General features: G+C 47.2%; 27 protein-coding genes. 7 read left to right on the top strand and 20 right to left on the bottom strand.

Annotation, left to right across the window (positions count from 1 at the left end; all coding sequences use genetic code 11):
• Positions 1-7 precede the first annotated feature (7 nt).
• Complete coding sequence (locus tag Q9M42_RS12055) at positions 8-1,018, bottom strand: S66 family peptidase (RefSeq protein WP_322526711.1); 1,011 nt, start codon at positions 1,016-1,018, stop codon at positions 8-10.
• 132 nt (positions 1,019-1,150) lie between these two features.
• On the opposite strand from Q9M42_RS12055, the gene Q9M42_RS12050 reads away from it, so the two are divergent.
• From Q9M42_RS12050 to Q9M42_RS15555, 3 genes are read left to right on the top strand one after another with little or no spacing between them, the layout of a single operon-like run.
• Positions 1,151-2,095, top strand: a complete 945-nt coding sequence (locus Q9M42_RS12050; RefSeq protein ID WP_322526710.1) for a DMT family transporter — start codon at positions 1,151-1,153, stop codon at positions 2,093-2,095.
• A 27-nt stretch (positions 2,096-2,122) separates the two neighbouring features.
• Positions 2,123-2,413, top strand: a complete 291-nt coding sequence (locus tag Q9M42_RS12045) for a hypothetical protein (RefSeq protein WP_322526709.1) — start codon at positions 2,123-2,125, stop codon at positions 2,411-2,413.
• Entirely contained in the window at positions 2,392-2,868 is a 477-nt protein-coding gene (locus Q9M42_RS15555; protein WP_369698796.1) for a CRISPR-associated protein Cas4, read from the top strand. The genes Q9M42_RS12045 and Q9M42_RS15555 overlap by 22 nt, the downstream gene beginning before the upstream one ends.
• Positions 2,869-2,956: 88 nt before the next feature.
• Here Q9M42_RS15555 and Q9M42_RS12040 read toward each other — a convergent pair whose 3' ends face one another.
• From Q9M42_RS12040 to Q9M42_RS12020, 5 genes are all read right to left on the bottom strand, one after another.
• Positions 2,957-3,790, bottom strand: coding sequence for a 1,4-dihydroxy-6-naphthoate synthase (locus Q9M42_RS12040; protein ID WP_322526708.1), 834 nt, complete (start codon positions 3,788-3,790; stop codon positions 2,957-2,959).
• Entirely contained in the window at positions 3,787-4,443 is a 657-nt protein-coding gene (locus Q9M42_RS12035) for a futalosine hydrolase (protein WP_322526707.1), read from the bottom strand. The genes Q9M42_RS12040 and Q9M42_RS12035 overlap by 4 nt, the downstream gene beginning before the upstream one ends.
• A 136-nt stretch (positions 4,444-4,579) precedes the next feature.
• Positions 4,580-5,128, bottom strand: coding sequence for a GNAT family N-acetyltransferase (locus tag Q9M42_RS12030; protein ID WP_322526706.1), 549 nt, complete (start codon positions 5,126-5,128; stop codon positions 4,580-4,582).
• Between the two features lie 108 nt (positions 5,129-5,236).
• On the bottom strand, positions 5,237-6,079 hold the full coding sequence (locus tag Q9M42_RS12025) for an arylamine N-acetyltransferase (RefSeq protein ID WP_322526705.1): 843 nt from the start codon (positions 6,077-6,079) through the stop codon (positions 5,237-5,239).
• 256 nt (positions 6,080-6,335) lie between these two features.
• Complete coding sequence (locus tag Q9M42_RS12020) at positions 6,336-7,514, bottom strand: MFS transporter (RefSeq protein ID WP_322526704.1); 1,179 nt, start codon at positions 7,512-7,514, stop codon at positions 6,336-6,338.
• Positions 7,515-7,616: 102 nt separating this feature from the next.
• Here Q9M42_RS12020 and Q9M42_RS12015 point away from each other — a divergent pair, with 102 nt between their 5' ends.
• Positions 7,617-8,945, top strand: a complete 1,329-nt coding sequence (locus Q9M42_RS12015; RefSeq protein WP_322526703.1) for a dihydrolipoyl dehydrogenase family protein — start codon at positions 7,617-7,619, stop codon at positions 8,943-8,945.
• Here the strand turns inward: Q9M42_RS12015 and Q9M42_RS12010 are convergent.
• The 6 genes from Q9M42_RS12010 to Q9M42_RS11985 form a co-directional block, all read right to left on the bottom strand.
• Positions 8,942-9,442 (bottom strand): metallophosphoesterase family protein, encoded by a 501-nt coding sequence (locus tag Q9M42_RS12010; protein WP_322526702.1) that lies wholly within the window; start codon positions 9,440-9,442, stop codon positions 8,942-8,944. The two genes, Q9M42_RS12015 and Q9M42_RS12010, sit on opposite strands and share 4 nt — an antisense overlap.
• A gap of 52 nt (positions 9,443-9,494) precedes the next feature.
• A complete protein-coding gene (locus Q9M42_RS12005) occupies positions 9,495-9,938 on the bottom strand; it encodes a DUF4064 domain-containing protein (RefSeq protein WP_322526701.1) in 444 nt (147 codons plus the stop codon).
• A 72-nt stretch (positions 9,939-10,010) separates the two neighbouring features.
• The gene (locus Q9M42_RS12000) at positions 10,011-10,970 is read right to left on the bottom strand and encodes an ABC transporter permease (protein WP_322526700.1); all 960 of its coding nucleotides are present in this window, start codon (positions 10,968-10,970) and stop codon (positions 10,011-10,013) included.
• Complete coding sequence (locus Q9M42_RS11995) at positions 10,967-11,893, bottom strand: ABC transporter ATP-binding protein (RefSeq protein WP_322526699.1); 927 nt, start codon at positions 11,891-11,893, stop codon at positions 10,967-10,969. Before Q9M42_RS11995 ends, Q9M42_RS12000 begins: the two co-directional genes overlap by 4 nt.
• A gap of 157 nt (positions 11,894-12,050) precedes the next feature.
• Positions 12,051-13,760, bottom strand: a complete 1,710-nt coding sequence (locus tag Q9M42_RS11990) for an FAD-dependent oxidoreductase (protein WP_322526698.1) — start codon at positions 13,758-13,760, stop codon at positions 12,051-12,053.
• Between the two features lie 19 nt (positions 13,761-13,779).
• The gene (locus tag Q9M42_RS11985; RefSeq protein WP_322526697.1) at positions 13,780-14,241 is read right to left on the bottom strand and encodes a GNAT family N-acetyltransferase; all 462 of its coding nucleotides are present in this window, start codon (positions 14,239-14,241) and stop codon (positions 13,780-13,782) included.
• A 274-nt stretch (positions 14,242-14,515) separates the two neighbouring features.
• Here Q9M42_RS11985 and Q9M42_RS11980 point away from each other — a divergent pair, with 274 nt between their 5' ends.
• Entirely contained in the window at positions 14,516-15,367 is an 852-nt protein-coding gene (locus tag Q9M42_RS11980; protein WP_322526746.1) for a Cof-type HAD-IIB family hydrolase, read from the top strand.
• Positions 15,368-15,603: 236 nt separating this feature from the next.
• On the opposite strand, the gene Q9M42_RS11975 is transcribed toward Q9M42_RS11980, so the two are convergent.
• From Q9M42_RS11975 to Q9M42_RS11965, 3 genes are all read right to left on the bottom strand, one after another.
• Complete coding sequence (locus Q9M42_RS11975) at positions 15,604-17,067, bottom strand: catalase (RefSeq protein WP_322526696.1); 1,464 nt, start codon at positions 17,065-17,067, stop codon at positions 15,604-15,606.
• Positions 17,068-17,338: 271 nt separating this feature from the next.
• Positions 17,339-18,115, bottom strand: coding sequence for an alpha/beta fold hydrolase (locus tag Q9M42_RS11970; protein ID WP_322526695.1), 777 nt, complete (start codon positions 18,113-18,115; stop codon positions 17,339-17,341).
• An 82-nt stretch (positions 18,116-18,197) separates the two neighbouring features.
• Entirely contained in the window at positions 18,198-18,788 is a 591-nt protein-coding gene (locus tag Q9M42_RS11965; protein WP_322526694.1) for an HD domain-containing protein, read from the bottom strand.
• A 91-nt stretch (positions 18,789-18,879) separates the two neighbouring features.
• Here Q9M42_RS11965 and Q9M42_RS11960 point away from each other — a divergent pair, with 91 nt between their 5' ends.
• Complete coding sequence (locus Q9M42_RS11960; RefSeq protein WP_322526693.1) at positions 18,880-19,515, top strand: YIP1 family protein; 636 nt, start codon at positions 18,880-18,882, stop codon at positions 19,513-19,515.
• A 20-nt stretch (positions 19,516-19,535) separates the two neighbouring features.
• Here the strand turns inward: Q9M42_RS11960 and dinB are convergent, their stop codons facing one another.
• Positions 19,536-20,654: a DNA polymerase IV gene (dinB, locus tag Q9M42_RS11955; protein ID WP_322526692.1), complete on the bottom strand. Its 1,119-nt coding sequence runs from the start codon at positions 20,652-20,654 to the stop codon at positions 19,536-19,538.
• 219 nt (positions 20,655-20,873) lie between these two features.
• Between dinB and Q9M42_RS11950 the strand changes: the two genes are divergently transcribed.
• Positions 20,874-21,143, top strand: coding sequence for a glutaredoxin family protein (locus tag Q9M42_RS11950; RefSeq protein ID WP_091613972.1), 270 nt, complete (start codon positions 20,874-20,876; stop codon positions 21,141-21,143).
• Between the two features lie 285 nt (positions 21,144-21,428).
• Here Q9M42_RS11950 and Q9M42_RS11945 read toward each other — a convergent pair whose 3' ends face one another.
• From Q9M42_RS11945 to Q9M42_RS11930, 4 genes are all read right to left on the bottom strand, one after another.
• Entirely contained in the window at positions 21,429-21,851 is a 423-nt protein-coding gene (locus Q9M42_RS11945; protein ID WP_322526691.1) for a PH domain-containing protein, read from the bottom strand.
• 13 nt (positions 21,852-21,864) lie between these two features.
• Positions 21,865-22,227, bottom strand: a complete 363-nt coding sequence (locus Q9M42_RS11940) for a hypothetical protein (protein WP_322526690.1) — start codon at positions 22,225-22,227, stop codon at positions 21,865-21,867.
• 111 nt (positions 22,228-22,338) lie between these two features.
• Positions 22,339-22,953 carry a hypothetical protein gene (locus Q9M42_RS11935; RefSeq protein ID WP_322526689.1) on the bottom strand — a complete coding sequence of 205 codons (615 nt, stop codon included), beginning with the start codon at positions 22,951-22,953 and terminating at the stop codon, positions 22,339-22,341.
• Between the two features lie 61 nt (positions 22,954-23,014).
• Complete coding sequence (locus Q9M42_RS11930) at positions 23,015-23,359, bottom strand: nuclear transport factor 2 family protein (protein ID WP_322526688.1); 345 nt, start codon at positions 23,357-23,359, stop codon at positions 23,015-23,017.
• Positions 23,360-23,363 lie beyond the last annotated feature (4 nt).

Here is a 23,363-nt window from a genome sequence, read left to right as displayed (position 1 = left end):
CCTCCTTCTAGGATTTTCTCATGGTCATCTCGGCCTGGCCCCGATCAAAACGAAGATTGGCAAATGCTCCGTTAATAAACGTCCATTGTGGAGGCATGTGCCCAATATCAGCATCATACCAGACAGGAAGGCGGCCGCCGAACAGCTCCTTCAGACTGTCCTCCAAGGTAAAACCTTCTGTATTATTGTATCCTTCGGGCCGGCCTATAAGTAAGCCGGAAGCGTTATCCAGCCAGCCCGCCTGCTGCAGCTGCCACAGGGAGCGGTGAATTTCTGCTGCATCCATGCCTGTGGACTCCAGGTACCAAATAACTTTTTCTGAACGCCACTCCTGTACCCGGTCCAGAGGGGTACCGACAAGACGAGGCAGTGTGTTCAGGCACCCGCCAAGAAGACGACCGCTCAATTCATCCGTATTTGCCCCTTCAAGATGCTTCCACGATGTCCGCTTATCCAGCACAAATCCTGAGCCCGGCTGCTCAAACGCTTTCTCCCAGGACGATTGATAATACGAGCTCGAGTGCTGGTAAATGGCTTCGCCAAGCGGAGCTTTTAAAGCCCGCTCCCATTTTTTTGTCACGTCATCCCAGATAGGCGCAGCCAGATCAAATAGATTCGTGCCATGGGCCGAAGCCGTTCCGGTCATCATCGTGTAAGCAAAGGCAAGGGTACTCGTATCAGAATAGCCGAGAATCCAGGTGGGTGGCAGGTCACGCAGCCATTCCCATTCCAGCAGAGGCAGAATATCTACGATTCTTTCCCCTCCCCACGGAGGCATCACTACTTGCACCTCCGGGTCTGCCAGTGCCATCATCAGCTCCTCGGCTCTTTGAAAACGATCGGCACTCGCCGCCTTTTGCTGTCTCCAGGCCGTTTCTCCCACCCGGACGTGAAACCCTCTTGTCTGGACTTTTTCGACTGCCTGCTGAAGCACCCCGTGTAAAGACGCAGGTACTCCGCTCGACGGCGCTGTTACATAAATTGTATCTCCCTTTTTTAGAGCTTCAGGGTACTTCATACTCCACCTGCTTTCTTTACCTGATTTTTTGCATAAGCGCAATGTTCCGCCCTTTTTATTCAACAGAATATTGGGAAAAATTTTTAGCTGTGATACAATAACCAAATATTGTATCGAAGGTGGTCCCCATAAATGAAAGCTATTTTGCTGGGCCTTACAGCAGCCCTCTTTTTTTCTGTCACGTTTGTTTTGAACCGTTCGATGGAGCTTTCCGGCGGCCATTGGGCCTGGAGTGCGTCGCTTCGTTATTTTTTTATGCTTCCTATGCTTATCGCAATTGTCGGAGCACAGAAACGGCTTCGCCCCGTCTTCCAGCATCTCCGAGACCGTCCTTCAGAGTGGATTCTTTGGAGTACAGTAGGGTTTGGACTCTTTTACGCGCCCATCGCTTTTTCCACCGTATATGGCCCCGGCTGGCTTGTCGCCGCCACTTTTCAAATTACTATCATTGCCGGGTCGCTGCTTGTCCCTTTTTTACATAAAACATCCGGATCCAGGCAGCCTATCCCTTTCCAGAGCGTACTAATCTCTTTAGTGATTCTTGCGGGAGTGTTTATTATGCAGGCTGAGCATGCTTCAGCGGTTCCGCTACTGAATGTCTGGCTCTGTGTTTTTCCCCTGCTGCTGGCTGCCTTTGCCTATCCGCTTGGCAACCGGAAAATGATGCACGTGGCCGGAAACGGGCTCACTACTTTCCAGCGGGTGCTTGGCATGACTATTGCTAGCATGCCCTTTTGGATTATTTTAGCATTGTATGGAGCTTCCGTACACGGACTTCCCGGCAGGTCTCAGATTTCCCAGTCCTTCATCGTTGCTGTTTCCTCCGGAATCATTGCTACTGTCCTGTTTTTTTATGCTACGGAGCTGGTGAAAAACGATACTGCCAAATTAGCCGGAGTCGAAGCGACTCAGTCCGGAGAAGTTCTGTTTGCCCTTATCGGCGAAATGCTTCTGCTTCATACGGCAGCACCTTCGGCCTTGACCTTTTCCGGCATTGCGCTCGTGCTCGCAGGCATGATTCTTCACAGCCTCCGCGCCGCTTTGGCAGCGAGGAAAATGAAAACTATACAAACTTAATCTTATTTTTGTAGAAAGGAGCTTTCAATGAAAAAAGAAAAATATTTTACCCCTACAGAAATCAACGCCTTTACCAGGTGCTCTGAGCAATGGCGTTTGGATAAAGCTCTTAAGCAGAATAAAATTTTTTTAGACGAGGAACAAACACAAATACGGGAGCAGCGATTCAGCCGTGGAAACAAGGCACACGAAAAATTTAATCAAACCCATCGGCCCGGTATTGGTTTTTTCCGTCTGTTAGCCGCTTTAGGAGCAGCATTACTCGCCGGAGGAGGTATATTTTGGGTGCTTTCCATATGGTCCTCTATGTTTTTCTGACGATCTTTGCATGTTTTTTCATTTATAGAATATTCAGAGGAGCAAATAAGGTCGTTTACAGGGACAAAAAAGGAACTTATGCTCCAATTCTTGAAAACCATCAATGGAAAATCCGGGGCAAACCGGATCTCATTTTGAAAAATAATTGGTATGTGACTGTTGGAGAAAAGAAATCCGGCATATCAGCTAAAAACAGCCCGCGCTTTCATGACCAGATGCAATTGACAGCTGGTTTTATCCTGGCTGAACAGTACGGCACCGTACGCGGGGGTTATTTATATTATCGTAACAAGAGCTTTTACATAAAAAACACGAAACGGCAGCGGCAAAAATTAGCAGACATTCTCGAATACATGAAAACGTCGGAAAAAGGCGAACCAGTTCCTGTGAACCCCTCCAAAGTAAAATGCCGATCCTGTATTTACCGGAAGAAGCAATGTACTTTTTCTAAATAAAAGTTCCTGGTGCCTGAACTTAATTACCATGGTGGCATAAATATCACCTCAATAATTACCGTTCAAAAGACTCCAGGAACTTTTCTGTTTAGTACAGCCTGATTTTTTTCAGATCAAAGGAAGGGATTAATTCTTCTTGCATCGCCCGTCCGAGCAGGGTTTCCACAGCGGCGTACCCGTCTTCACCAAGCTTGCGGGTGAATTCGTTAACATACAGTTCAATGTGGGACTGAGCCACCTCCGGTGACATCTCCTGAGCATTTTCCATAACAAAATCACTTGATGCCTCCGGATGCTCCCAGGCGTATTCCACAGAGCGCCGGGCATTATCTGCGAGCGTCTGCGTATCTAAATGGCGGCGGGCAATGATCGCTCCAAGCGGAATTGGAAAGCCCGTGTCCCTTTCCCACCAGCTGCCCATATCCTCTACAAGCGAAAGGCCATAATTATGGTATGTGAATCTGGCTTCATGAATGACAAGGCCAGCATCTATTTCGCCGTCCCGGACTGCCGGCATAATATCATCGAAGGGCATCACTTTAATTTCTCCAACACCTTCAGGGATTACTTTGGATGCCCATAAACGGAACAGTAGATAAGCCGTGGATCGTTCACTCGGCACCGCTACCGTTTTTCCGATCAAATGCCCTGGCGTTTTTTCGCCTTTTGTTAATACTAAGGGACCGCAGCCGTAACCAAGGGCACCACCGCTCGGAAGAAGAGCATAATCTTCAAGCACCCATGGAAGAGCCGCGTAGGAAATTTTCATCACTTCCGGTCCTTCTTTGTTTGCGGCCCAGTGGTTGGTAATATCAATATCTGCAAATGTGACTTCCGGAGCTTCTGTATCTTTTAACAGCCCATGCGTCCAGGCATGGAATACGAACGTGTCGTTGGGACACGGGGAAAAAGCTATTTTCATGATGACGTAACCTCCTGCAATATAAGTACAGCCGACCGCAGAGAATTCAGTGCTCCCGGTATGTTCCAGGCGTCCCTGTCTCTTGGCCCGACTTCATTTGATATGGCGCGTATTTCCATTACCGGAATGCCGAAATAGCTGGCGGCCGCTGCCACGCCGTAGCCTTCCATTGCTTCTGCCGCAGCATCTTCATATAAAAACGCCCGCTGGTTCACCATTGCCTGTGTACCGGTTACGGTCGACACAGAAAGCACCGGGGCTTCAACAGCTGAAATCCCCTGTTCCGCAAGACGCCGGATTAACTCAGGCGTATATTTTTTTTCTGTCGGAAAACGCGTCGGTCCCAGCCCAAGCTTTTCGAGCGGAGCGAATCCTTCCTCTGTTTCTGCACCCATATCCGCGGCGACAATTTCGCTGGCTGCCACAATATCACCCAGCCAGGCTTTATCCGGAAATGCGCCCGCAATACCCGCGTTTATAACTAAATCATAGTCGTGTTCAGCAAGCAGCAGCGATGTCCGGACACTCATCTGTGCCGCTCCGACACCGCCTACCTGCACCTCCCAGGCATCTTCTGCCTCCACTGCTGCCTGCAGGGCTTCTTTTTCTGCCTCTACAGATACCATTACCAGTACAGATGGTTTTTTATCCATGCGCTTCCCTCCAAGCCATAATCAAGCTTCTGCTGCCCGCCTATAAAAAAGACACGAGCGCAGATGGCTCCTGTCATTTTATTATGAACCTTTTACAGTGAAATTTCCAGAAATGCGGTAACCGCTAGCAGGGGAATTAACGCAGCTTCTCCCACTCCTCTTCGAGCATGCTCATCTCCACAAGAGACCAATAGGTGTTTCCTACAAGACGAAGATCCCGTTTTACCCCCTCGCGCTGAAAGCCGGCACGCTCATAGCAGCGCAAAGCGGAAGTGTTAAAATCAAAAACTCCGAGCGCCACCCGGTGCAGCTGCAATTCGTCAAAGGCGATCCGGCATACCTCCCGAACCATCCACTGTCCGAGACCCATCCCGCGCATCGTTTCATCTCCCACAAGCACCTTGCCTATCCGCCCGGAACGATCGTGGTAATTAATGGCCCCAAGCGATATGTGACCGACGGGCACGCCGCTTGTTTGATGCAGGGCAGTATAGACAAGCCGTTTAGGGTTGTCTCCCTCCTGCTGTCTGCGGTAATCATCGAGCTGTTCTGCATTCAGCGGGTATGTAAAAGCTTCTCCGCTCCACTGCTTTAAAAAATCGGCCGACGGCACCCACTCAATTAACCTGTCATAATGCTCTCGCTTAAAGGGTACCAGCTTTACCTCGGCAATCGCGTTATTCAATCCAGACACCTGCCCTGTGTTAATGTTATCTGTCCATCATATGCGATACAGATAACCAGCCGCAACCGTCTTCAAACAAAAAACCGGCGCAGACAGCGCCGGTTACACTTAAGATGCTTCTTCTTTATTTAAGGAGGCGAATACGTCTATTCCTTTAGCTTCGAGATATTCGATCGCTTTTCGCACAGGCAGTTTTCCGAGTCCGAACTCACGCTGAACCACTTCTTCGATCTCTTCAATCGACTGCAGATCTCTTTTTTCCGTAGTCCCATCTGGATGATAGATGCGCATCCGGTTATTTTTCAGCGTAATGTTTCGCGTTGGCTGCCACATCTGCAGCCTCAGCAGCGACATAAACATAGCTCCTTCCCGGTGGGAATGGCCTACCATATCATTAAGATATTTCTGACTTCTCGGCTGGTCAGCGTTAAATACCCACTGATCTTTTGTCAGCGTCCCTTTTATATATCGTTTGAATTCATACAGGTGATTTTCTTTATCCACCGGACTGATGACAATTTTTTCATCGTGATACATATAAATGTTCCGGTCGGACCTCTCCAGGCGCACCGGTGAAAAAATCGGCGCCGAAACGGCACAGTCCACGAGAATATGCTCGCCCTGCAGCCGGACAACAGTCGCAATGTGTTCCGGCCCCATGTTGATGTTGTAAGCATCAAAGCCTAAATCCTGAAGTATAGCCGCCACCTTCTGATTAACGGTAAAACATGTTCCGCCAAACTTGTATTTTTCGAAGTTATCGACGAAGTTCTTTGTGTCCGGCGTATAATTTTCCCACGTATTTTCCCGGTGGTATATTAGTTTGCTGGCATTTTCAAATGGAAATGTAAACAAGTGAGCGTTCATAATTTTGGCTAGATAAGAAAAAGAAGGTTCCTCCACCGTCAAACTTAGGGCTTCCAAATAGCGCTTCGTACTGCCTTTAACCATGTTCACCACTCCTATTTATCTGGATTATCTAAATATACTCTTTATTGTTTTTCTGATTGGATTTTTATCATATCATTATTTTCTGAAAATTTCGAGTAATTAGGCAGTAATATAGAAATTACTTTGTGATATTTTCTATCATCATTCTTTCTTATTTATGTCATCCCGACGTATTTTTCCGTTAAAACCTATTCAGAAGAAAAAATATGTCAAATAAATTCACATAAAATTAAAAAGAAGCCGTTTAACGACTTCTTTACTGCTTTGGCACACGTATTCCTAAAGCTGTTACAAAACTGGCAGCGTAAATCAAAGCGAGCACACCGAAGGCCCATTCGACAGACACAGCCTGGCTGACTGCGGTGCTGAGCACCGGCCCGATACTGGCACCGATAAATAAAATAAATGTATACAGCGACGTTGCCACCCCTCTCACTTCAGAACCCACCTGGTTGATGAGCGCAATAATTGCAGGAACGATTAAACCAGCTCCGACCGTAAACAGCACGCTCCATATTACAAGCAGCGATAAACTGTCGGTCACAATCATCAACAAAAGGGAGAGCGCTCCAATACCGAGACCGGCGCGAAGGATAAATGGACTGCCGACACGCCTGCTCCATTTCCCTGTGAAAAAAGCAACACTGATGCCGAGAAGCCCCGCTGCGCGGACGTATAAAATGTCACCCTGACTTAGCTGGAATGCGCCCTGCAGGTACTGCCCGAGCGAAGAATACATCCCCACAAAAACCATCAGTACCGAAAAAGTGACGATAAAGCAAAGCAGCAGGCTCTTATTTTTGGCCGCCGTCTGCAGCTGGGAGAAAAAAAACGGCTTACCGCCCGTTTTTCCTTTCGATGGATCTACCGGAAGCAGACGCCACATTAAAACAAAGGTGAGCACATACACAATACCGAGCAGCAAAAAGGCCCAGTGCCAGTTGGCCATCTGCATGGCGGCACTGCTCCACGTCTGCCCGAAAATCCCTGCAATTAAAAAGCCGGCGCTGATAAACCCGATAACCGAACCTCTCTTAGCCGGCGCAAACATATCGCCGATGTATGCAAGCGCTACTGGTGAAAACGAAGCAGCCGCCAGCCCCTGGAGAGCCCGGCCGATAAGCAGAGCAGAAAAGGTCGGCACCAGACCGATCAGAAGAGTGACGACCGCGAGCACAAGCAACCCCGTTACGATCGTACGTTTTCTCCCCACCCGTTCCGATAACGGGCCGTACACCAGACAGCCTGCCGCGAAAAAGATGGAAAAAATACTCCCTGCCCAGGCAGCTTCGCCGGCAGAAATGTAAAACGCTTCCGAAAAGGTTGGGATCAGCGGTATTGTCATGTATAAGCTCGACATCACAATCAGCCCTGACCAGAACAAAAGCCCGGTCGTCAATCGTTCGGAACGGAATTCACTTGCTTCGTACTGCATATGCTTTTCCTTCTTTCGGATAATATTTTTCCATTTTGGGATTTCGTTTCATTTCTTCCGGCAAAAGGAATAGAAACGAAGAAATTAAAGGAGGTAAATACTATGTATGACGTAATCGTAATCGGAAGCGGGTCGGCGGGCATGACCGCTGCAGGAAACTTAAACGGGGCCGGATGGAACACAGCTATAGTGGATGAACGTCCCTACGGCGGCACCTGCGCCCTGCGTGGATGCGACCCGAAGAAGGTTCTCATCCATGCTTCAGAGGTGCTCGAACAGGCCCAGCGCCTGCAAGGCCTTGGTCTTGAAGGCGATTTATCCATCCGCTGGGAAGATTTAATGAATTTCAAGCGCACGTTCGTTCAGGGAGTGCCGGAAGCTATCGAACAAAGCTTAAAAGACAGCGGCATTGACACCCTGCACGGACGCGCCCGTTTTATCGACCATGAAACGATAGAAATAGATGGCCGCCATATTAAGAGTAAAAAATTCGTACTCGCCACCGGCGCAAGCCCCGCCCCTCTGCCAATTGAAGGATCTGAACATATGCTCAGCAGCGATGATTTTCTCGAACTCGATCAGCTGCCATCAAGCATTGTTTTTATCGGGGGCGGTTATATTTCCTTTGAATTTGCCCACCTTGCCAAACGGGCGGGAGCCGATGTTCATATTCTACAGCGCGGAGATCGTGCATTGAAAGGATTTGATACTGAGCTTGTCCAAAAGCTCATTGACTACTCCGAATCAATCGGTGTACATGTACATCTGCACACCGAAGCAGCCGAAATACGCCCAGAGAGAAAAGGCTATCAGGTTTATACGAATACGGAAGACTCCTTTCATGGCGATATTGTAGTTCACGGCAGCGGCCGCACACCGAACGTGCAAACGCTGGATCTGGAAAAAGCCGGTGCGGCCTACGATAAAAAGCGGGGCATTACTGTAAATGAATATCTGCAAAACACAACCAATGAAAATATTTATGCCGCCGGCGATTGCGCCGATACGTCCGGTAGCCCGTTAACCCCATTAGCCGGCTTTGAAGCAGGCTACGCATCCACCAACCTGCTCGAAAACAACAGCACTCCCGTTCATTACGGACCAATCGCTTCTGCAGCGTTCACCGTGCCTGGGTTAACAGCGGTGGGCCTGACAGGCGATGCAGCCTCCTCCCTCGGAATGTCTGTAATTACCGAAGACGTCAGCTCGTGGTTTACGTACAAGCACAAAAATGAAAAAACGGCTTTTGTAAAATTAATTATTGATAAGGAAAAAGACACCGTGGTCGGTGCTCACGCATTAAACAGCGATGCATCCTCGTTCATTAACTACATGACGCTCGTGATCCAGCACGAAATCCCGGCGAGCTCCTTATCCGGGACGATGTTTGCATATCCGACCAACGCTTCGGATCTTCAGTATTTCGTTTAGCTTTTCCCGGGAAAGAATACATGCCGGGCTTCAAAATGGTTATGGTGGAGGTCGAGCAGTCCGTAGGAAAACATCGTCGCCTTTCGCTTATCCGTCGGTGACCCCGGGTTAAACATCAACGTTTTTCCAGCATGCCGCAGGTAAGGAATATGGGAGTGACCGAAAATAATAATATCCTTTTGGCCGGGGGCGAACGCTTCCCCGGCTCTTTTTTCAGTTGTTCCTTTTTCGCCGTGCCCGTGCACGATACCGATACGCCACCCCTCAAGCACGACTTCCTCCTTTTCATTCACGATATCTTTCATATCGTCTCCGTCCACATTTCCATATACCCCGGTAAGTGGAGCATGCTGGCTTAAATCTTCCCACACGTCCGGGTCCTGCCAGTCTCCGGCATGAATAATATAATCAACCTCTGCAAATTCCTTGTAAAGCTCCTTCGGCCACTTTTTTGCCTTTTTCGGCATATGAGTGTCGGCAATCACCAGTATTCTCATCCAATCCTCCTCATAAAAAAGAGCTCCGAGTTTCTCGGAGCCCCCATTTCTGTTATTCCGGATATTCCTGTACGTCTGTGGAATTATCGGCTGGCGTATCCGGCTTGCGGACAATCGCCATAATGCCTGCCACCACGAGCAGGATAAAATGAACAATGGCAAACAAATTGACTGCTATAAAGCCGGCAATCGCCGCAAGGAAAAACAAAATGCCGGAAGCAACGGCACGTTTATTTCGCTTCAGAAGGAAAACGCCCACCGCTGCAAGGATTGTTGCGATTGCTGAAAAGATGATCAGGCTGATACCGAAGGCGGTAAACTGTGCAGCCATATCCTGCGCATTCAGCGTTTCTCCTCCTTCTTCCTGAATCATCTGGTTTGCTTCCTCTAACGCAGAAGCGTCCACGAACAACAGAACAATTCCTAAAATGATGCCAAGGCCGCTTAAGACAGCCGCGATAATTCCAAGCACTTTCTCTGCCGTACGTTTCACCATATGCGCCCACTCCTCTTCATTTACTCTCAATTCTTTTGTTCCCTGTCTATGCCGGTATTTAAACAACTTCCCTTAACCTGTTACGCTGATTTCTCTCTTTTTGAACATCCATACCGCAAATCCCATAAAAATCAGCCAGTACACAATCAGGACTACAATGGAAAAGCCAAGCGTCATGCTTTCCACCGGCGGTCCACCGCTTGTGAAGTACTGATTCAGGTTCGTGTTTGCAAACAGCAGGTATTTCGGCCAGTCGTAGGCGACAGCCAGGGTGGAGGTCACACCTGCACCCACCACGTATAAAAGAACGCTGATGGCAATTGCCATCGCTTCACTTCGGAAAATGGCTGAAATGGCAAATGCCAGCGTTGCAAGCATGAAAAAATTCACCGAACCGGTCAGATAGTCTATGGCAAGCGCAAGCACCTGCGGCCGCTGCTCAACTTCTCCGTCCGTATAAATTAGTTCTGCTGAAGACTCACCGAAGCCGAAGAAAAGAGCTCCCAGAACAAACGAGACACCAAAGAGAAACGCTAGCATCCCTAAGGCGTAAAGGAGAACCGTAAGATATTTTGAGAACAGTATTTTCATCCGGGATGGTGGGCGGACGAGCAGCAGCTTAATGGTTCCGCTTTTAAATTCAGAAGAAATAATTGTAGCGGCTACAATGATGACAAAGATACTCAGCAGATCAAGCAATGCTGTATTAGTGCTCATGAATGACCAGACGTTCTCTCCTGTAGCCTGCTGTGGAGGAATATCATTTTGAATCCGGTATTCATTTTCCGCAATTCTCTGTTCATAGAATTCCGCCGAAGACCCACTCTCTTCCAGAGCCTGCTGGTACTCAGCGTTCTCCTGCTCCAGCTGGGCTTTCCACTGTGCTTCCGAGGGAAGCTGCTCAGCTGAGGGCTGATTGGTGATGGAATAAATGAGAACACCAATCACCCCGACCAACAGAATTGCTGCCATCACCCATGTACTGATACGCCAGAACAGCTTCATCCATTCATTTTGAATCAGGCGGATCATGAGGATCCCTCCTTCGACGTTGCCTGAAGAAACCGGTCTTCAAGCGTTTGTTTATCTTCTTTTGCTTCATAAATATCAAATCCGGATTCCATGACATAGCGCAGCAGGGCAGGGACATTCTCTTTTTCTATGAATATCGTCAGCCGCTGGTCCGCTTCTTCTATTTTCAGATCCGGATAAGCTTCTTTCACCACCTGCATGGCAGCTTCGAGCTTCTTCGGACCTACATCAATCCGGTACGGCAGCGGGCGCTCTTCTCCTTCTGAGACACGCTGATCTTCAATGTTAATCAATTTACCATCCTGGATAATCGCAAAACGGTCGCACATCAGCTCCATTTCTGACAATAAATGACTGGACACAAGTACCGCAAGTCCTTCCTTTTCCGCAAGCCGGCGCAGGTAAGCCCGAATCATTCGAATCCCTTCCGGGTCCAAGCCGTTGGTAGGCTCATCCAAAATCAGCAGCTTCGGCCGGTGTAGAAGCGCCTGGGCAATCCCGAGCCGCTGCTTCATTCCTAACGAAAACGTACGCACTTTTTTCTTTTTCACGTGCTCCAGCTTTACAAGTTCGAGTAGCTCGTCAATACGTTCATAATCCACTTTTCCATTCATCCGGGCAAAGTGGACCAGGTTCTTTTCCGCTGTTAAATGATTATACATTTCCGGATTTTCCACGATGGCTCCAACCTGTTTAATCGCCTTCGCGTATGATTTTTGGATGCTGTATCCGTCGATAAGAATATCGCCGGATGTGATAGGGGCGAGCCCGACCATCATACGAATTGTGGTTGTTTTCCCTGCGCCGTTCGGTCCAAGAAAGCCAAAAACCTCTCCCGGCTCGACAGAGAATTTCAGATCTTGAATGATTTCTTTACCGCGAATACGCTTATGTACATCATTCACTTCTAAAATCGATGACATGATTTCCTCTCCTTACTTATAGGCATTCAACTCGTTCATTTTCCTATTCTTGGAACGCTAGTGTCAATGTTTTCTTCTGTTTTTACGTAATACACGTATACGCGTTTCAAAAAGCCGGCGCCCGCTGTATACGGTACCGGCTTTACAGGAAGCTTTCTTATTTACTGAATGTCAGCTGCTTTTTCCACCTGCGGCTGATCAGTTTGAAATTTTGATACCACTTCCGTGCTTCCTGCTCCTCGAGGTTCCATTCAGCACCCGCTGCCAGAAAAAGTTCAACTGCATCCTTCCAGCTGCTCCACCCTGCAGCATCGCTGTGAAAAAGCAGATAACCATCCGGTCGAACGAGCATAGATTCTCCCGGCCCGATTAATTGCCTGAATTCCCTGCTTAAATGCCTTTCACTCCAGCATAAAATATCATCAGGCTGCCCCATTGTCGGTGTTGGCGCCACTAGGGCGGGCTGTACCATGCTGCCAAAATACGGCGCGGATTTGCGGAGCCACCGCTTAATAAACGCATATTCCTTGTCGATCCGGCTGCCGCTCGTGCGCATCACAAATAAAAATTTCCCTTCCTGCAAATGCTCGTACAACCTGGTTTTGCGATTCTCAAAATCCGTTAATGCCACATCGGGCACTCTGTCTCCTGGATGTAGTACCCCTTCGCGCCTAAGCTCTTCTTTCAACAATGGTGCCGACGCCCGGTATCTCACAGACAAATGAGACAGTCTGCGGATAAAGGCCTCCGGGAGCTGTTCAATCATCTCCACCATTTTCAGCGTTCGGTTTCTTGCATGCACTGCAATAGGCTTTTGCACAGTCAGGCTTCGAACCGTCCAATCTGTCGTCCGGTTAACTTTTCTTGCGACAGGAAGCCGTTCAGTTTCGTATGACTTAAGCAGCGTTTCCGGGCAGGCCCTTGTGCATACCATGCCAAGCTTCCAGCTTAAATTAATGCTGTCCTGGATACCGAGGTTCACACTTTGGCTTGTCATCGGGTGATGAGCATGTGCCGCTTCACCGACTAAAAACACATCCCCTGCCCGAAACTCTTTTGCCTGATGAAACACAGCCTGCTTCGACTGCACCGTCACCGCCGTTTGCATTGACAATGGGCGGCCAGTGATTTTTTGATAAAGCCTCTGCAGAGAAGCTTCCGTATTTTTAAGGCGTGTGTCTGGGTTATCGCGGTCGATCATCATGATTCTTGCCTGGTGACCGGGAAGGTCTGCGGCAAACATAATTCCTTTTTTATTAAACACCACGGACGGGGCATTGTTTGTCATCCGCTGCTCTGTATTAATATCTGCCATTATTAATTCAGAGCCCCCCTCCATTTTGCATTTAATGGAAGCAAGCTCCCGGACAACACTTTCAATTCCGTCGGCCCCGACAACATAATCAGCAATTATCCGTTCTTTCATATTATTTTTTTCGATTATCGCTTCTGTTTTTAAACCATTCTGCTTCAGCTGCGTAATGCGCGTACCCCATTCCACAGTTATTTTCACCAATGCACGCTGTAGCACACGCTGTACATCACAGTTAGCGAGTGACAATACAAACGGATACGAAGATTCTTCCTTCAAAAAATCGAAGGAAGGAGTAAAAATCTTTTTTCCTTCGTAATTGAATTCCAGTGAATGATAGGGTATGCCTGTCTCCAGCAATGGCTCTGCCAGTTTAATGCTTTCGAGCACTTCAAGCGTCCGCGCATATAAAAGCAGTGCTTTCGGTTCATGGGCAGGGGACTTTTTAGCTTCAAGCAGCCGAACGTTTACATCATAGCGTTCCAAAGCCCGTGCCAGCACAAGTCCTTCGATGCTTGTACCGGCGATAATAATATTCGTATGACTCGTAACCATCTCTCCAGCCCCCATCCTCTTAAAGCTCTTTGTGCACTGTGACTCGTCTTGGTTCATATCCGATTTTTTTATAGAAGGCTTCCGCTATATAATTCTGTGCCAAATAGTCCAGCTCAAGCCTATCTGCCCCATAGTCCCGCGCAGCATATTCCGCCTCTTTCATTAAAAAAGCTCCCACGCCCTGGCCCTGGTGTTGATCCTTTACAACAATCTGATAGATGTAGCCGTAGTGCGAAGGACGTTTAAAATCGCTTCCTTTTTCTTTGCGAAGCTCAAGCCAGACGTACCCCAGCGGCTCTTCGTCGTCGACAGCGATAAAAAACATGTGGCAGTCGTCAGCGAGCTTTTTTTCAAAATACGATTGAGCCGACGGCTGATCATAAGGGAAGAAAAGTTCAGGATGAAGGTTTACGTGCCATTCGTGCAGTGACTGATTTAACTGGCTGAGAAGCACCGGGTCTTCTGTTCTTTTAATATACATAACCACGCCCCCTATTCAATATCCTGCGAATTCTTTTTCCTCTGCTACCTTCTTTTCTCAATTTTCCATATCCTTCTACGGCCAATAAAAAGATTCTCCGGACATGAGCAATCAGGATTTTTATACATCTTCCGAATGAAGCTGTATAAGTATTTTACTATTATTATACAAATTTTTGCGCTTAATTTCGTTGTTTATAATATTTTATGTTAAAGTATAAAAGGTTTATGCTTTTAACCTCGTCTATTAATTAGGGGGACGCAACGTGTTTTCAATGGTCGCAATTGACTTGGACGGCACTCTTTTAAACAGCGAAAACCAGTTAGATGACAAAACGATACAAACACTTGAAACAGCCGTCGAAAACGGTATTGATATCGTTATTGCTACAGGCAGAGCCCACTTTGACGTATGGAACATACTTAAAAATACTTCTCTTCATCCGTGGGTGATTTCCGCGAACGGTGCCGCTATTCACTCTCCAGACCATGAGTTGTATATCTCTGTGCCTCTCCCAAAAGAAACAGGCATGGAAGTACTTTCGTGGCTTCATCAGCAGGAATTCTATTATGAAGCGTTTACAGAAAAAGCTATCTACACTCCCCAAAACAGCCGGGAACTGCTTCAAATCGAGCAGGACCGGATCAAAAGTGCCAATCCCCATGCGGATACAGCCTGCATGCAGAAAGCAGCGGAACGGCAATACAGCCAGCTCGGATTTTCTTTTATTGAAAGCTACCTCGAGCTGCGTGACATGAACGTTTCCCTGTATAATATTTTGGCCGTTTCTTTTATCGAAGAAAAGCGTCAGGCAGGCATTGATCACTTTAAAAGCCGGGAGGATTTAACCCTCGTTACTTCGGGTGCTCATAATTTCGAGGTAGAACATACAGGAGCGTCGAAGGGACTTGCGCTTGAAAAACTTGCTACAGAGCTTGCTGTACCGTTAAAAGATACTGCCGCCATCGGAGATAATTACAATGATATCAGCATGCTTGAAACAGCCGGCTATGCCGTCGCTATCGGGAACGCTGTGGATGAAGTCAAAACTATGAGCGATCATATTGTTGGCACAAACGACGAATACGGCGTCGCAGAAGCTATTACATACATGCTGAATTCTTAAACGATGCATTTTTTCATCTGTCTTTATCATACCACGTGCTGAAACATTTTCATCTGTCTTTTCAAAATATAAACAGAGGTGCTGAAATTTCACTGCATAAGCCGGGTTCCGAAGAATTTCTTTGGATTCCGGCTTTTTTCACAAAAAAATCCCGTGCCTGAAAAGGCACGGGTTAAAAGTTGTGAGTGGATGATGCATAAAATTAAAATTGGTGATTGCGCAAACGTTGGTACTGCTTACGCTTCTTCTTGTGGCACTTTATAGCCGAGTCCTTCCGCAATACGGCGTCCGTAATCTGGATCCGCTTTGTAGAAGATTTCTAATTGACGTTTAATAATTTCATCCTTGCGGACTGGTTTCATGTGGCCCACAAATGCATCAATGAGACGCTGCTTTTCGTCCTCGCTCATCATGCGGTACAGGTCGCCAGCCTGCGTGTAGTGATCGTCGTCAGGATAAGGTGTGCTCGCAACCTTGCCTTCTACATCAAACGGGCTGATTTCTGCCGCCGCGTCTTCAGTAGGACCACCGTAGCTGTTCGGTTCATAGTTTTTCGAACCGCCGCCGTTGTCATCCGTGCGCATAAAGCCGTCACGCTGATAGTTGTTTGTTCCGCTTACTGGTTTGTTAACCGGAATCTGCTCATGGTTAGCGCCTACGCGGTAACGGTGGGCGTCAGAGTAAGAGAACAGACGTCCCTGCAGCATTTTGTCCGGAGAAGCCTCGATACCAGGTACAAAGTGTCCCGGAGAAAACGCAGCCTGCTCTACTTCTGCGAAGTAGTTTTCAGGGTTTTTGTTTAGTGTCATACGGCCGACTTCGATACGTGGATAATCCTCTTTCGACCAGATTTTAGTTACATCAAACGGATCCCATTTGTACGTAAGTGCTTCTTCGTAAGGCATAATCTGTACATACAGTGTCCAGGAAGGATAGTCTCCTTCTTCGATAGCATTAAACAGATCTTCCGTATGATAGTCCGGGTTCTCCCCAGCTATTTGATTTGCTGTTGGCTCGTCAAGGTTTTTGACGCCTTGATCACTAATAAAGTGGTATTTTACCCAGAATGCTTCTCCCTGGTCATTAACCCATTTAAACGTGTGACTGCCGTATCCATTCATGTGGCGCCACGTTGCCGGAATTCCACGGTCACCGTGCAGATAAGTGATCTGGTGCAGCGACTCTGGAGAAAGGGACCAGAAGTCAAATGCCATATCCGGATCTTTCAGGTGCGTCTGCGGGTCACGTTTTTGTGTGTGGATGAAATCCGGGAATTTAATAGCGTCACGAATAAAGAAGATCGGTGTATTGTTACCTACGAGATCGTAGTTGCCTTCTTCTGTATAAAATTTCACGGAGAAACCGCGTGGGTCACGTACTGTGTCCGCTGAACCGGATTCGCCCGCCACTGTGGAAAAACGGATGAACATTGGTGTTTCTTTGCCTTTTTCGCTTAAGAAGTCAGCTTTGGTATATTTAGAAATTTCGTCGTTTGTCACTTCAAATACACCATGAGCACCGCCGCCTTTTGCGTGAACGACACGCTCAGGAATGCGCTCGCGGTTAAAGTGAGCAAGTTTTTCTAAAAGGTGTACGTCCTGAATAAGAGTGGGGCCTCTAGTGCCCGCTGTCAACGAGTTCTGGTTATCTCCTACTGGAGCACCTGAACCGGTTGTTTGTACATTTTTACGATCAGCCATGCTTTCATCACCTCTTAATTAATTTCATATTCCATATGATAACATATATCACATAAAAATCAATATTATTTTATAACAATTTTAATCTGGGAGATAGCTTTTCAAATCTTTCACACTTTAAAAACAGCTTAAAAGCTTTAAAAACCTTTGTTTTCATCGATTCAATTGAATATATACCCTTTTAATTGAAAATCACAGCGGATCTCCGGCGCTCTGAGCGAAAGAGCAGCTTATTCATTTAGTAATCATGCTCTTGCTCTTTTTATTGGCTTTATTTCAAAAATTCTCTGACTTCTTCTACGAATCGTTCATGCTCTTCAACGTTTATTCCATGACCCGAATGTTCATATTCCACAAACCGGCATGAAGGAATCAGGTCAGCTATTTCCCTGCCGTATTCCGGCGGATTCAGGCCGTCATATTTCCCGCTGATCACGAGCGAATCCGCCTCTACAAAAGGAAGCTGGCCCCGGAAGTCAAACCCCTTTAAAGCATCAGACGCTGCTTTCTCTTCTTCAGTATTCAGCTCGACAGCACGGCCTTCGATCTGCTTTGACCAATCCTGCACCTTGCCAATATCATGATAAATATACATCGAGGCTTTATTTAATTTTTCGCGGTGGGAAAGGCCGCTCAACTCGGCTTCATGCTCAGCAAACAAGCGGGCCGTGGAAGACGTTTTTCCATGTGCTTTCGGTGCTGTCAGCACAAGTTTCGTTACTTTTTTTGGAGCTTCAACAGCTACACCTTGAGCGATATAGCTCCCCATTGAAACACCGACCAGGTGAGCTGATTCAATACTGAGCTCATCCATCATGTGCAGTACGTCCTGTATATGATCTTCCAATGTATATGCTTTAGGCTTATCCGACCTGCCGTGCCCTCTCATATCAAGCGCTATAACGCGGAATTGGCCTTTCAACTGCTCCATTTCACGTTCAAACATCGTGTGATCTCCAGTCAGTCCGTGCAGAAAAATAACAGGATGTCCCTGGCCCGCTTCTTTATAATACAGAGTGACTTTATCCGCACTGCTCATAGTCGACATTTCTTCCATCCCTTCTAAATATCACATTGGGAAAATTGTACCATAAGATATTTCCGGGGTGTTAGTTTGAACGTTGCTCTATTTAATCCTCGCTGTTGAAATAACCCTCATTTAACGCTTCCTGCCACCAATGAGCAAAAATTTCTTCTGCAGCAGGACTGCTGTTTTTCCATGTCTGTGCCCGGTTCTCCACATCCTGCGGCCGGACACCGTTTCTTCTCCAGGAAGCTCCACGGGTAAAAATATTCTGTCCCATCGCCTGCATCCGGTCAAGCGAACGGGCAAAGTCTGCTTCGGTACTCTTTTCCTTTTCAAATTCACGCCATCTTTTCATATACCAACGCCCGAGCTCAGCCGGAAGCCTGCTTTTTATTTTTTCCGCTGCCTGCCATTCCCTTTCTTCCTGATCTTTTTTACCCGCTTCGTTATACGCAAACGTATCGCCGGCATATATTTCTACCAGGTCGTGTATCAACAGCATCTCCACTACTTTCGCAATGTCCATGTCCGGATCAACTTCCCGGTACAAAAGCATGGCATACATACATAAATGCCAGCTGTGCTCCGCGTCGTTCTCCCGGTCGCCATCCTTCTTTAATGAGGCACGCTGAATGGATTTCATTTCGTCAAACAGTTCCAGTGTTTCTAAAATAGAAAATAGTCTGGAATTCACGGCCCAACCTCCTTATATAACCTGTTTTCTTTATTCAAACTATTGTACACTAACATTAGATGGAAAAAAGATACATTAAGGAAAGCGGGGAATGATCATTATGAATCCCAGGCAGCTGTCAGCTTTGCTTACTGCACCTCGAAAAACGTACCGGCAATTAAGTGATCACCCAAAGCTTCACTTCACCGCCCTTTGGATCGTCATCATTGCCGGAATGTCTCAGGCCTTTGCACAAAACTCCCGGGAAACGGCACCGCTTGAAACGGACTCCGCTCTTTTTACGTTTCTGGCAGCCGCCGGCGTTATCGCCGCGTTCCTTATATTCCAAATTGTCACTTTTTACTTGAATGGACTGATCCTAAAGCTCGTTATTTTGATATTCCAGGGCAGTATGAACGCCCGGGAAGCTCGGACTATTTACGGACTGTCCCTTTTTCCACAGGCAATTATTTTCCCCATTATTTTTTTACTGTACATCGGCCAGCTAGCGGGCAACGGTGACACGGCTACGCTTCTTACAGCTATCGCCGGGGTTCTCACAGCCGTTGCTTCTATTTGGACTATTGTCACCCAGGTGAATTTAATTTCTGCCGCTACCGGCTTTTCCGGCGGTAAAGCTTTCGGAGCATTTGTAGTGTTTGCCCTGTTACTGACGCTCCTCATTTTTGTTATAGTTCTGCTTTTAGCTTTGATGGCTATTTTCTTCTTCGGCGTCTTCTCCAGTTAATCAACTAAAACAGCTGCGTTTTAAAACAGACGCAGCTGTTCATAGTTTACCGTTTTATAAACCTTGCCACGACCTCCCGTTACTTCTCCCGGGCCGTAAAATTCCGAAGCTGTAACTCCAAGAAGCCGGACAGGATCCCCCCCGGAAGCCCCTTCTTCGAGTAAAAGCCGCAGCGTTTCGAGGAGCTCCGCACGATCATTGCTCGGATGCTCGAGGGTGGACCGGCGGGTTATCTGCTGAAAATCAGCAAATTTTATTTTCAGCACAATACATTTGGCTCTGATGCCGTCTTTTTTCAGCCTGGTCAGCACCTGATCAAGCAGCTCTTCAATGACTGGAAGCATATCCTGCACAAGCAGAAGGTCCTGCGAAAGCGTCGTCTCTTTTCCAAGCGATTTCCGTTCCCTTTCCGGATTCACCAGACGTTCATCGATCCCCCGGGCCTGACGATAAAAAACATGACCCTGCTTATGAAACAATTCCACGAGCCTTGCTTCACTCAGCTGCTGCAAGTCTTCCCCGGTTTCGATGCCGAGTGAATCAAATTTCCGTTTGGTCACCTTTCCAACGCCGCGAAAATCCCCAATGGAAAGAGCCTTCACAAAAGCATCCGCCCGGTCCGGAGTAATAACTGTCAGGCCATCCGGCTTCTCATAATCCGAAGCCGTCTTTGCAAGGAATTTATTATATGAAACGCCGGCAGAGGCAGTGAGACCGGTCTTTTGATAAATTCTTTTTCGTATTTCTTTAGCTGCGAGCGTAGCGGACGGCAGGTTCCAATGGTTTTCTGTCACGTCGAGATAAGCCTCATCCAGGGAAAGAGGCTCCACCAGATCTGTGCAGTCATGAAAGATGGCCATAATTTCACGCGAAACCTCCCTGTACTTCTCCATGTTTCCTTTAATAAAAATAGCTTCCGGGCACCTTCGGTAGGCTTCGTAGGAAGACATAGCTGAATGAATACCGTACGGTCTCGCTTCGTAGGAGCATGTAGCCACTACACCTCTTGACCAGGGAGAACCTCCAACTACCAGAGGCTTGTTCCGCAAACGGGGCTGGTCGCGCTGTTCAATGGATGCAAAAAAAGCATCCATATCAATATGAATAATCTTCCGGAGCTTTTGTTCATCCTGCTTCATTTCCTACGCCCCCTTATACGCGCAGTTTTCTGTTCCTTCTATTATAGCGGACAACACCTTTTTTCACAAACGTATGTTCTTATCAGATGAACACCCTTTATCTTTTGCGGCCGGGGTTTCTGACCTCTTTATTGCGTTCCCGGGCACTTTAGTATACTATCATAATCGTACAAATACTAAGGCGCCGCGGTATATTCACATCCTATTGGAGGAATGTATATGAATTATGAAGTTCAGATATTCACCCAACCAAACTGCTCCTCCTGTGCTAAAGTAAAAGGCTGGTTTCAGGAAAACCGTATTTCTTTTATTGAAAAAGATATCGTCAATGACCCACAGGCGAACCAGGAGTTCGGTGCATTAAACGAAAAATTCGTTCCTATTACTATTATTATTACGGACGACAAAAGATATCAGGTCGTCGGTCCAAACCTGAAAAAAATAAAAACGCTTGTTACTACCGTCGGAATATCCGGCCAAAGCAATTAATGCTACAAGCATTCAGCACTGGTTTTAAGCCAGTGCTTTTTTATATTTATTGAACACGACCCTTCTGGCTCCGCTGTTCAAATAAAGACGCTTGCCGTTATGCCTCCCGGGGTAAATACCTATAACAGCAGGAATTTGCAGCGAAGGGAGGAAGATTCGTGCCTACAGTGCTTTTTATCATAACGATAATTATTGCCGGAACGGTTTTAGCTTCTATTGGGTTCTATTTCCTTCGTAAATTTTACGACAAATTATAATAAGGACAGTTCACCACGTGAACCGTCCTTATTTTGGCATACCAATATTTTTATTTTTCGCAGCCAGTTTCTCCAGGAACAATGCTTCGTCCTTCGGTGCAATATGCTGATGACGGTTTCCTTCCTGGTAAATCACCTTCAGTCTTTCAGGCGTCGCTCCCTTAATCCATCCGGGCACCTCTTCCACCCGCTGGATCGAATCATAGGGAATACGCAGCCGGATCAAAAGAGAGGCGTGGACTGCCAGATGCTCTTCATGTAATTCATATTTTGTGAAAAATACAATCTGAGTTACTAAAATGATAATGACCGCGTCAACCACAGCCCTCAAAATAGTCCCCGGCCCTCCATCATACATAAACAGAGCCTGAAAAATAGAATACCCCAACAATACGATGGCTATGACCGCAAATGCAGTCAAGAGTCTGCTTCCTTTCGCTCGAAACACCATTATCCGGTCTCCTCTAGTTTTTTTTATCAGGATCGTTTGGTTTCAACCCATACTTATAAACAATAGGCATAAGAACCATTAAAAGCATCGAATTCGTAAACAGCGGAAGAAAGATTTCGTGAGCTTCCGTTACGACCCCGATAAATGAAACAATCAATACTGGCGCTGTTGCCACCAGTATGGTAATTAGTTCGCGTTTTGCACTCCATAGCTGTCTGCTGTCCGCTATCGATAAAATGAGCATCCAGTACACCATGAACGCAAGCGGCATCATGGCATCGATAAGAGGCTGATCCAACACAAAAAAGAAAACCAGACGCACGGTCGATAGTATAGCTAAAATAACAATAATTAATTGACGAAATGACGACTCCACGATGTATTCGCTCCCTATTCCCTGCTTTTGACCGTTCTCGGCTTTACTGTAAACAACGCAAAACCCAGCACCGTCCCTATTATATATTTCATCATGCTGTTCTTCCTTCCATTAAGGACGGAATTCCAGATAGACACCGTTTGGATCCTGCACGGTCTCCGTCTCTTCCGCTCCCTGAATAACTACTTTTTCAAGTTCGAAGGCGCGCTTTTCCTCCCAGGCAGGCACTAGCGCTTCTGCTCCCAGAACAGTCAGCCAGTCGTGCGAATCATAAGGCTCGGGACTGGTAATGAGGACAGACTGCAACTTCTCTTTTCCTCCAATAGGAAGCTCTTCCTCCCAATCAAGCTGAATCTTCGGCCCGGTAGGCGGCTGTAGAAAGGTTCTTCTTTCTTTTTTGTTGATCCCCCATCCATGTTCCTTTGCACGATGAAGAATACCGGCATGTTCTTCCCCATTTACACGATAGCCAAAGTAGCCGAACGTATCCCTTCTTCCTGCGCCAAAGGTGACCCTCACCTGGCCGAGACTCATTTCTATCATCCGGAACGTTAACCCTTTATAGCGGAAGTCATCCCACCCAATCGGCGGATCATACCGTTTAATACGATAATTTTCCAGAGCAAAGCGCCCTACTACTTCAAATCCATGACTGCTGTAAAAAGCTTCTGCTTCTTCTATCTCTGTTGTCCAAAAATGATAATGGAACAGTTCCATATTGTTCACCTCTACTGTCCTTCTGCAGCCTGGCTGCACTCTTGCTGAAAATAGCATTTGTATTCTGATTCTACGGTTGATTTGCTTTTTTGGGCGTCCCCTGATGGAAAACAAGCTCCCAGCTGGAGGCCGTTTTCCGCCATATGGAGCTGCGTAGCGAAGTCCCCAGCTCGCTCGTTACGGTATAGGTTGCCAGGTATAAATGCTCCGAAAGTGGTTTTGTTTTATAGTCAGCCACCGCTCTATGAACAGGTTGCTCCTCCTCCAAGCCAAAAATTACATCTTCCCGGGTGAAAACCCGGCCGGAGGCTCCGATTTCCTGAAAATCCTCTGCCAGCAGCCGGCTCACTTCCACAGCCGACCGCCGGATACTTGGCTTTAACAGGTCTTCTTCGAGCTGGCGTATGTCTTCCATCAGT

Origin of the sequence: Marinococcus luteus, from assembly GCF_034497705.1 — a bacterium.
Lineage (GTDB): Bacteria > Bacillota > Bacilli > Bacillales > Marinococcaceae > Marinococcus > Marinococcus luteus_A.
The sequence above is the reverse complement of the archived record's forward strand: the minus strand, read 5'-3'. Positions and strand labels throughout refer to the sequence as shown.